The 9,757-nt window shown below is 62.3% G+C and carries 6 protein-coding genes, 1 tRNA gene and 1 pseudogene; 5 read left to right on the top strand and 3 right to left on the bottom strand.

The features are described from left to right. Positions 1-188: 188 nt before the first annotated feature. Positions 189-929: pseudogene (locus AC5Y21_RS25775) on the bottom strand (transposase); the annotation flags it as partial. A gap of 449 nt (positions 930-1,378) precedes the next feature. Between AC5Y21_RS25775 and AC5Y21_RS25770 the strand changes: the two are divergent. The 3 genes from AC5Y21_RS25770 (at position 1,379) to AC5Y21_RS25760 (ending at position 5,630) form a co-directional block, all read left to right on the top strand. Next, positions 1,379-2,065, top strand: a complete 687-nt coding sequence (locus tag AC5Y21_RS25770; protein WP_499916940.1) for a TetR/AcrR family transcriptional regulator — start codon at positions 1,379-1,381, stop codon at positions 2,063-2,065. Positions 2,066-2,154: 89 nt separating this feature from the next. Further along, positions 2,155-2,703 (top strand): MmpS family transport accessory protein, encoded by a 549-nt coding sequence (locus AC5Y21_RS25765; RefSeq protein WP_499916938.1) that lies wholly within the window; start codon positions 2,155-2,157, stop codon positions 2,701-2,703. Further along, positions 2,700-5,630, top strand: a complete 2,931-nt coding sequence (locus AC5Y21_RS25760; RefSeq protein WP_499916936.1) for an MMPL/RND family transporter — start codon at positions 2,700-2,702, stop codon at positions 5,628-5,630. Before AC5Y21_RS25765 ends, AC5Y21_RS25760 begins: the two co-directional genes overlap by 4 nt. A gap of 6 nt (positions 5,631-5,636) precedes the next feature. On the opposite strand, the gene AC5Y21_RS25755 is transcribed toward AC5Y21_RS25760, so the two are convergent. Together AC5Y21_RS25755 and cax are read right to left on the bottom strand one after the other, a co-directional pair. Continuing rightward, positions 5,637-5,706, bottom strand: a tRNA-Ile gene (locus AC5Y21_RS25755). 172 nt (positions 5,707-5,878) lie between these two features. Then, positions 5,879-7,036 carry a calcium/proton exchanger gene (cax, locus tag AC5Y21_RS25750; RefSeq protein ID WP_499916934.1) on the bottom strand — a complete coding sequence of 386 codons (1,158 nt, stop codon included), beginning with the start codon at positions 7,034-7,036 and terminating at the stop codon, positions 5,879-5,881. A gap of 612 nt (positions 7,037-7,648) precedes the next feature. On the opposite strand from cax, the gene AC5Y21_RS25745 reads away from it, so the two are divergent. After that, a complete protein-coding gene (locus AC5Y21_RS25745) occupies positions 7,649-8,353 on the top strand; it encodes a nitroreductase family protein (protein ID WP_499916932.1) in 705 nt (234 codons plus the stop codon). A 111-nt stretch (positions 8,354-8,464) separates the two neighbouring features. Next, positions 8,465-9,388, top strand: a complete 924-nt coding sequence (locus AC5Y21_RS25740) for an NADP-dependent oxidoreductase (RefSeq protein WP_499916943.1) — start codon at positions 8,465-8,467, stop codon at positions 9,386-9,388. The last annotated feature ends 369 nt before the right edge of the window (positions 9,389-9,757 follow it).

Below are 9,757 nucleotides of genomic sequence, written 5' to 3'. Positions count from 1 at the left end.
AGCTCTAAGGTGCCGCAACCCAATACGGGCGCGAATCAGTTCGAGCCCCGCCCGCTCAACTGAGCACATATATTGCCTCGGCTGATACTTGACGTTTTCGGTTTCGGCTGATGCCTGACAGTGTGTCGGGTGCTTCTTACAGCTGTTTCGGTTGATCATCGACACTGCCAGCAGAAGTGGAGGCGGCGCTGTTGGAGTTGCGTCGTTTTGACCTTCTCCACCACACCTTTGCGGTTTCCGCGCCGGGCCGGGCAGATCGCCACCGACGCCCCGTAATGCTTGGCCACCCCAGCGAACGACGCGGTCACCCGCCCGGAGCCTGGATCCCAGACCGTGGCCATCCGATCGAAGCGCCACACCCGCGTGACACCGCCCAACCCGCGGGTCACCCCATCCAGGCCGGCAACCAGATGCGACTGATGCTCCGACGGCGCCAGGGCAGCTCGCCACTCACCGGAATGGGCCAACGAACCAGCCAACAGGTGCGCGGTCTTGCCCCGCCCCCAGAGCTCCGGCGGATCAGGCAATTCCAGCCAGTCCCATTGGGTTTGATCACCGGGTTCATGCGGGATGACCGCATTCGGGCGGTCCACTGCGCTCCGGCAGGCCTGGCACACCGGACGCAGATTGCGGGCACGGATATAGCGGGTCAGGCTCTGATACGACAGCCCAAACTCCAACCTCTCCAACTCATCGAGCAGGGTGCGGGCCCACAGGTGCGGGTCCTCAGTCAGCCGGGCACTGACGTAGCCAACGAACGGATCGAACGGATCCGGACCAGGCCGGGCCCGGACTCCGGGTTTGCCGCCACCATTGAGTTATCTGCGGACCGTCTTGCGGTCAAAGCCGGTGTGGCGGGCGATCGCCGAGATCGTCCAAACCACGCTTGCGTAGAGCAGTACTTCCACATCGTCCTCCCATGTGAGCATGAGAAAGCGGGCCTCCTTCGATGGAGCAACTGGAGTCAGGCACCAGCAGCTTCGAAGGAGGCCCGCCCTTCTCGGCGGAGCCACACAGGTGGGAAATTTCGATGAGCGTCAATGGGGAATTTCAGCGAGCGCGGTCAGAAACCCGCGACCAACGGATTATGAGTCCGTTTGGACAGCGTCCCTACCCGCGGAAACGGCGTTGCCGCGCCGTGGAACTCACGGTGGGCGTGCCGGGTCCTGTGCTGTCCATGCCAGTAGGACCAGCGGAAGCGCCGGCAGGATGCACAGCGAGATACCGATCAGCCCGCCGAGAAACCCGATCAAGGCGATGGTCTGTCCGGGGGGTTCGACGGATGCCGGACGATGAGCATGTTTACACGTTTACCCTATTGGCGACCAAGAGGGACGCAGCACAAATCACGCAATGTGCGCTATGCAAATCACACAACGTGCGTTACGCTCAGCCGGTGGCGCAACTCACATTCCAGCGCGCCCGCACTCAGGAAAAGAAGCGCCAGCGTGCGGATGCCCTCGTAGAAGCCGCGCGTTCACTGGCGCTCGAGACCGGGGTCGCTTCGGTCACGTTGACCGCCGTCGCCAGGCGGGCCGGGATTCACTACTCCGCCATCCGCCGGTACTTCACTTCGCATAAGGAAGTGCTGTTGCACCTGTCCGCGGAGGGATGGGTGCGCTGGTCGACCATAGTGTCGGACAGGCTAGCGGGGCCTGGCCCCAAGTCGCCGTCGCTAATCGCAGAGACCCTGGCCAATGCCCTGGCCGATGACCCGCTGTTTTGCGACCTGCTAGCCAACCTGCACCTGCACCTTGAACATGAGGTGGACGCCGAGCGGGTGATCGAGGTCAAGCGGATCAGAACCGTCGCCACGCTCTCGCTCGCCGACTCGATCGAGTCCGCACTGCCGGCGCTTGGGCGTTCGGGATCGCTGGACATCTTGCTGGCCGCGTACTCGCTGGCGGCCACACTGTGGCAGGTCGCCAACCCGCCGGAGCGCCTCAACGACGCCTATGCCGACGCGCGGGAAGTCGTCCCCCCCGAGTGGAACCTGGATTTTGCATCCGCCCTCACTCGCTTGCTGACCGCCACGTGCGTCGGGCTCATCGAGGAATTGCAATGAACGCGGAGGAGGGCGGGGGCCGTGGCTTGGCGAACTGCAATCGATGACTACTGGAAGGACGATGAAGACAGGAAGGACTTGGAGCGCGCGTGACGACTATTGAGCCGAGGACGGAGCCGCTGATGACGCAGGGCTCCGCGGGCAGGGAGGGCAATCAGGTCGCTCCGCAGCGCGCCAACAAAAAGGGGCTCTTGGGGCGTTTCTGGTTAGTGCTCACGATTGCGGCTGTCGTCGCGCTGTCGGGATTCGTCGTATACCGATTGCATGGCGTCTTCGGCGTTCACAGCGGTTCGTTCGGCGGTGGCACCTCGGGCGAGGTCATCGACGAGTTCAACGCCAAGACGATCACGCTTGAGGTCTGGGGCTCACCGGGCAGCACGGCAACCATCAACTACCTCGACGAAAACTCCCACCCACAGCAGGCACTGAACGTCCCTTTACCCTGGAGCATAGTTTTGAGTTCAACAAAGCCCGGTATCCCGGCAAACCTGGTGGCGCAAGGCGATGGCAGTTGGATTGCCTGCCGATTCGTCGTGAATAACCACGACGGACAAGGGGACGTCATCAAGGCTCCGAATCGCTCACATTCCAACGAAACCGTGAACCCCTTCGTCTACTGCCTGGACAAGTCCGCATGAGCGAGCCAGGCGAGGCCCCGCCGCGCGTCGATCAGCCGCTGATCCCCCCGTTCCTGCCGCGGATGATCCATCGGCTTGCCCTGCCGATCGTCCTTGTGTGGTTGGGCATCGTGTTCGTTACCAACACCGTGGCCCCGCAGCTGGAGGTCGTCTCCAAGCATCAAGCGGTGTCGCAGAGTCCGACGGATTCGCCATCGTTCCAATCGATGATGCGGGTCGGATCAACGTTCAAAGAATTCAACTCCGATGCCTCGGCCATGATCGTGCTGGAGGGCAACCGGCCGCTAGGGGCCGAAGCGCACCGCTACTACGACGAGATCGTCAAGCGGGTCGAGCAAGACACCAAGCACGTTCAGCACGTCCAGGATTTCTGGAGTGATCCGCTGACCGCCGCGGGCTCTCAGAGCCACGACCAAAAGGCGGCGTACGTCCAGGTTTATCTTTCCGGCAAAATGGGCGGCAGCCTGGCCGCCGAGTCGACCGAAGCCGTTCGGAAGATTGTGGACTCGGTGCCCGCGCCACCTGGGATCAAAGCCTACGTCACCGGGGCGGGTCCGCTGATCGCCGATCAGTCGCACGCGGGTGAAAAAGGTATCGCAATAGTCACCATGGTGACGATCCTGGTGATCATCGTGATGCTGCTGTTCGTCTACCGGTCGTTAAGCACCGTGGTGATCATGCTGACCATGGTCTTCATCGAGTTGGCTGCGGCACGGGGCGTCGTCGCGACGCTGGGAAATTACGGAATCATGGGGCTGTCCACCTTCGCCAACAATATGCTGGTGTTGTTGGCGATCGCTGCCAGCACCGACTACGCGATCTTTATCGTAGGCCGCTACCACGAGGCACGCGGGTTGGGCGAGACGCGTGAAGAAGCGTTCTACACCATGTTTCACGGCACTGCGCATGTGGTGCTGGGTTCGGGCCTGACCATCGCCGGCGCGATGTACTGCTTGAGCTTGTGCCGGTTGCCGTACTTCCAAACCATGGGCGTGCCCTGCGCCGTCGGAATGCTGGTCGCGGTCTTCGGTGCGTTGACTTTGGGCCCGGCGGTGCTCACCGTTGCCACTTTCTTCAAGCTGATGGACCCGAAGCGAAAGCTGCAGACCCGGGGCTGGCGCCGAATTGGCACCGCGGTCGTGCGGTGGCCCGCCCCTATCCTGGCGGTCACGATTGGGATCGCCCTCGTCGGTCTGCTAGCTCTGCCCGGCTACAAGACGGACTACGACACCCGCCACTTTCTCCCGCCGGATACTCCGGCCAACGTCGGCTATGCGGCAGCCGACCGGCACTTCAACCAGGCCCGGTTGAATCCCGAGCTGTTGATGATCGAGACCGATCATGACTTGCGTAACCCAGCTGACTTCCTGGTCCTGGAAAAGGTCGCCAAGGCGGTCTTCCACATCCCCGGTATCGGTCGGGTGCAGACCATCACCCGGCCGTTGGGCACACCGCTCGACCACAGCACCCTCGGTTTTCAGATGAGTGCACAAGCCGCAGGGCGGATCCAGACCCAGCACTATCAGGATGAGCAGGCGGCAAACCTGCTCAAGCAGGCGGACGAGCTGCGCAAGACGATGGCGACGCTGCGTGAGCAGATGCGGGTCACCCAGGATCTCAGCAACACGACGCACGAAACCACGAAGCTCACCAAGGAAACCGTGCAGATCACCGAGGCGTTGCGCGACGACATCGCGACCTTCGACGATTTCTTTCGGCCGATCCGCAGCTACTTCTACTGGGAGAGGCACTGTTACGACATTCCGGTGTGCTGGGCACTTCGGTCGATCTTCAACGCGCTCGACGGCATCGACCAAGTGGCCGAGAACATCGTGAACCTCAGCGCGAACCTCGATAGGCTGGATCAGATCCAGCCCAAGCTGGTGGCGCTGATACCGCCGCAGATCGAGAGCCAGCAGCGCAATCTCGACACCATCATGTCGAACTACGCGATCACGATGGGTCTCAACGACCAGGCGAAAGCGCAGGCCGACAACGCCACCGCCCAGGGCGATGCCTTCGACAGAGCGAAGAACGACGACACGTTCTACCTTCCGCCGGAGGCGTTCAAGAGCCCGGATTTCGCGCGAGGTCTCAAACAGTTCATATCGCCGGACGGGCGCGCCGTCCGGCTGATCATCTCCCATGAAGGCGACCCGGCGACTCCTGAAGGCATCAAGCACATCGACCCGATCAAGCAGGCCGTGCACGAGGCGATCAAGGGCACCCCCTGGGAGGGCGCCAAGGTCTACCTCGGCGGCACCGCCGCGACGTACAAAGACATGCACGACGGCTCCAACATCGACCTGCTGATCGCCGGAATCGCGGCAGCCACACTGATTTTCATCATCATGCTGGTGATCACCCGAAGCGTCGTGGCGGCCTTCGTGATCGTCGGTACGGTGTTGCTGTCGCTGGGCGCCTCATTCGGACTCTCCGTGCTCCTATGGCAGTACATCCTGGGCGTGAAGTTGCACTGGATGGTGCTGGCGATGGCGGTCATCCTGCTGCTGGCGGTCGGCTCGGACTACAACCTGCTGCTGATATCGCGGTTCAAAGAGGAAATCCACGCCGGGCTCAAGACAGGGACGATCCGCGCGATGGCCGGTTCGGGCTCGGTGGTTACCTCCGCCGGTCTGGTGTTCGCCGCCACCATGGCCACGTTCATGTTCAGTCCGCTGGTGGTGATGGCTCAGGTAGGTACGACGATCGCGCTGGGTCTGTTGTTCGACACCTTGATCGTGCGGTCGTTCATGACACCGTCGCTGGCTACCTTGCTCGGGCGTTGGTTCTGGTGGCCGCAACATGTGCGTCCACGGCCGGCCAGCACCATGCTGCGACCGTACGGACCGCGTCGCGCCGTGCGCGAGTTGATCCTCGACGACGTCGATGAGCACCCGCCGGGCGGATTGGTACAACCGCGCTGATCTTGCGTAGCGCGGGAGTCGAACCCGCGGCCAACGGATTATGCGTCCGCGGCCAGCGCCCGCGCGACTAGGCGAAATGGTCAGGGCAACAATCCAAATCACCTGTAAGAAACCACTTTTGATCGTTGTCAGTACGGTCGCGATACGCCTGCGGTACGGCTACGGGTAAGAAGTAGGCGCGGCATGTTAGCTACCGACGAGTCGCCCATGCTAAAGGCGCCACGACGGACCTCAGACCGTTGGGATACTCACCCCCACCAGAACGACGTGGCGATCGCCACGTAGAGCGCGATGAGCACCGTCCCCTCGAACCAGGTGGACTCGCCGTCGAAGGTCACCAGCACCGCGACTAGCGCCGACATGATCATCGACGCCAACAACAGCGGCGAGAACACCAGATCAAAACCGGGCTGGCCGAGCCATGCCGCCGCCAGGCAGACGATCGGGGCGATGGTGAGCGCGATCTGGACGGGCGACTGGAGGATCACCTGGACCGCGTAGTCCATCTGGTTCTTGGCCGCCAGCTGAATGCCGACGAAATTCTCCACCGCGTTGCCAGCGATCGCCACGATCACCAGACCGGCGAACACCTCGTTGATGCCCGCTGCATGCATCGCCGGCTCTAGGGCGGCGACGAACCATTCCGACACGAAGGCCGCACCGATCCCGGCGACGGCCAGCATGCCGATGGCCATCGCCAGCGGCCACTCCCCGTGTGCTGTCGCCACACTGGCGGCTTTGGCCGAATCGGGGCTGGCCGCAAAGGGAGACGAGGCTCTGGAGGTTTCCCGACCAACTTGCCCCACGGGGTCGACAGCACGCTTTCCGAGCGTGGCCGGCAGCGAGAGTGCGAACAGCGCAAGCATGACCATGGAGACGACGACCGACACCGCCCGCTCGTGCGGTTGCGCCGGGGTGTGTATAGCAGCGGTGAGCGAGGGGACAGCGAGGATGAATACCGCGAGGGTGAACATCAATCCGAGGGTGCGTCCGTCGTCGGCGGCGAAGCGCTGGCGGCCGTGTTTTATACCGCCGACCACGAAGGCCAGCCCGAGCACCAGCAGGGCGTTGGAGAGAATCGAACCGACGATGGTGGCCTTCACCACCCCGTAAAGGCCTGCTTTGAGTGCGAACAGTATGACGAACAATTCGGGCAGATTCCCCAGCGCCGTCTGCAGTATCCCAGTCGCGTTGGGCCCGAGTCGGTCTCCGAGCGCCTCCACCGAACGGCCGACCAAAGATGCCAGCGTGGCCAACGCAAGTGCGGACACGACGAACGCCAGCACTGCATTCACATGGGCGAAGTGCAGAACTCCGGTCGCCATGGCCGCGATCACCGTGATGGTGATCGTGATGCGGTCGCGCCGGGTCAGCAGTGGGAGCCGTTCAGTATGGGTGGTCGTCACGCGCCTCTCCTGCTCTGATCGCGCCGAGGTTTTCCAGAATCGCATGGTTCGCGTTAAAAAATCGCCACTCGCGACCATGCATGGCCGATCCGAAGGCGATTAGCTCTGTCACTCGATGCGTCGATACAGCAGGGTGTCCGGCAGATATGGCGGTTTCGAAATCTTCGTGCGAGCAGCTTTTCAGACGGAGTCGAACCTTGAGTTGACGCTTTCTTGCTGGTCAGGCTAGGCAAAGTGCAGTAATTGGACTAGCTGGAGCACCGGCACTAACGGTTTGGTGGGGCTGTTTGGTGGGGCGGGCGGGGCCCGAACCCGCGACCAACGGTTTATGAGTCCTCATTCGGCGCTCACGCGACCAGCAGAAACGATCGGCCGAGACGGCTCAAATCGCGTGTAACACAGTTAAATTGGCCGTTGTCGATGCGGTTCCGGTACGGCCTCGGTACACCTATGAACCGCCCTCGGCCGCCGGGGTGAGCCAGGCTAGAGCGGTGTTAACTATTGTGTCGCATTTTGTGGGCAGAACGGCTTAATAGCCATGGGTGGACTGCGCAGCACCCGGGCAGACTTAACTGAAGTTGTCCATGGCCAGATAGGGGAAAGGAGCAGATAATGGACGTCTACGAAGCCCTGTACACCACCAGGATGATGCGAAGGCTGCGGCCGGACCCGATTCCGCTGGACACGCAGGCCCGCATCCTCGATGCGGCCGTTCGTGCCCCCAATGGGGGCAACACCCAACGTTGGCACTTCGTCGCCGTTGACGATCCAAAACTCATACGCGAGTTCGCGCAACTGTTTCGGCAGGCCCGTGCCCTCGAATACGAGAAGTTCAGGACGGGGACCGGACCGATGGTAGCGCCGGGGCCCGGTGCGGACCCGGCCGCTCATGCCGAAACGATGCGCCGAATCAAAGGCTCGGGGAACTACCTAGCTGAGCATTTCGAAGAAGTTCCCCTATTGCTTTTCGTCTTCGCGATCGACGACCTCGGCGGCGCCAACATCTATCCGGCGATCTGGAGTGCGTTACTCGCCGCGCGTGCCGAGGGTGTCGGCGGCGTAATGACGATGGTGCTCCGCAATTTCGAGAACAGGGTGAAGGAGCTACTGGGCGTTCCCATCGAGGAGGGCTGGCAGATGTCGGCCATGCTGACCCTCGGCTACCCACTGGGCAATTGGGGTGTGGCAGCCAATCGACGTCCCGTGCAAGAGGTTTCGTCCCGAAACCGTTGGGACGCGCCATTCGGTGTCGAAATTCCGCAGCCGCTGTGGCCGCCTCAAGACGACATGGCGACCGACCTGGCCGCGGTGGGATGAATTGCCTGTGAACGGCCGCGTAGGCTGCCAACAACTGGACCTCACGCCTCAAAGTCCGCTCTCTTGGCACCCGAGCGTGCGGCGAAGCCGACACCGGGGGTAAGCACCGCTGTGCAAGCGATTGTCGCGCATGACCATGCTGCCGGTCTCCGTGGTCTTTCAGTAGCCGAGATGCCCTACCCGCATGCCGCAGAAAACGACGTCATCGTCAGGGTCCACGCCGCCAGCTTCACTCCGGGCGAGCTCGATTGGCCGGCAACCTGGACTGACCGCGCTGGGAACGATCGGACCCCCAGCATCCCAGGGCACGAAGTCTCTGGAGTAGTGGCCGAGCTTGGCTACGGGACAACAGAGTTGACCGTGGGTCAGCGGGTCTTCGGGATCACCGACTGGGCCCGCAACGGCTCGCTCGCCGAATTCGTCGCTGTGGAGGCTCGTAAGCTTGCGCCGTTATCCGCGCAAATTGATCACGCGGTGGCTGCCGCGTTGCCGATTTCCGGACTGACCGCATGGCAGGGGCTGTTCAACCACGCGCATCTTGTCACCGGCCAGACGGTTCTGGTTCATGGTGCCGCGGGGGCCGTCGGTTCCATTGCGGTGCAACTTGCTCGCGAGGCCGGAGCTCGCGTGATCGCTAGCGGCCGTACCGAGCACAGGGACACAGTGCTTGGCCTCGACGTCGACGTATTCCTGGATCTGCAGCAGGATCGGCTGGATGATGTCGGAGAGGTTGATGTGGTGTTCGACGTACTTGGCGGTGAAATCCTTAGGCGCTCAGTAAAATTAGTTCGCTCCGGCGGTGCACTGATCACTATCGCTGAACCACCGCAGATTCAACCGGAGAACGGACGCGCAATCTTCTTCGTCGTCGAACCGGACCGGGCAATTCTGGTCGCTTTGGAGCGTAGACTTCGCGACGGCCGTTTGCGCCCGATCGTCGGAGCGGTATGTTCGCTGGCCGAAGCGCCCTCGGCATTCGACCCCGCCTGCCGCAGCCCTGGCAAGACCATCATCGCAATCACCGACATTGACTAGCCGCCGACACCGTCGGCGCAGTCTCGCGCCCACGGTGATACCCACGTCACTGTGAAGCCAAGCCGGACACCGGAGGTTTCAAATGAAACTCGGACTTCGTCTTCCGCAAAGATTGACGGTCAACCTACGGCACGACTTGGTCGAAGCAGCCAGAACGGCCGAAGCGGCCGGATACGGCGGTTTGTGGACGTACGAACTGCTCTTCCTGGAGACGCCCACCGAACCATATTGCCCCGGCCGACCTTGCCGTGGCCGGAAACTCAGCCACGCTCAATGCCCTCAACTAGGGAGTGTCAAGGATCAGCCGAAACAGCTGTAAAGCATCAGCCGAAACACTGTCAGGCATCAGCCGAAACCGAAACGTCAAGC

It is taken from the genome of Mycobacterium sp. NGS41 (genome assembly GCF_059812725.1).
The sequence above is the reverse complement of the archived record's forward strand: the minus strand, read 5'-3'. Positions and strand labels throughout refer to the sequence as shown.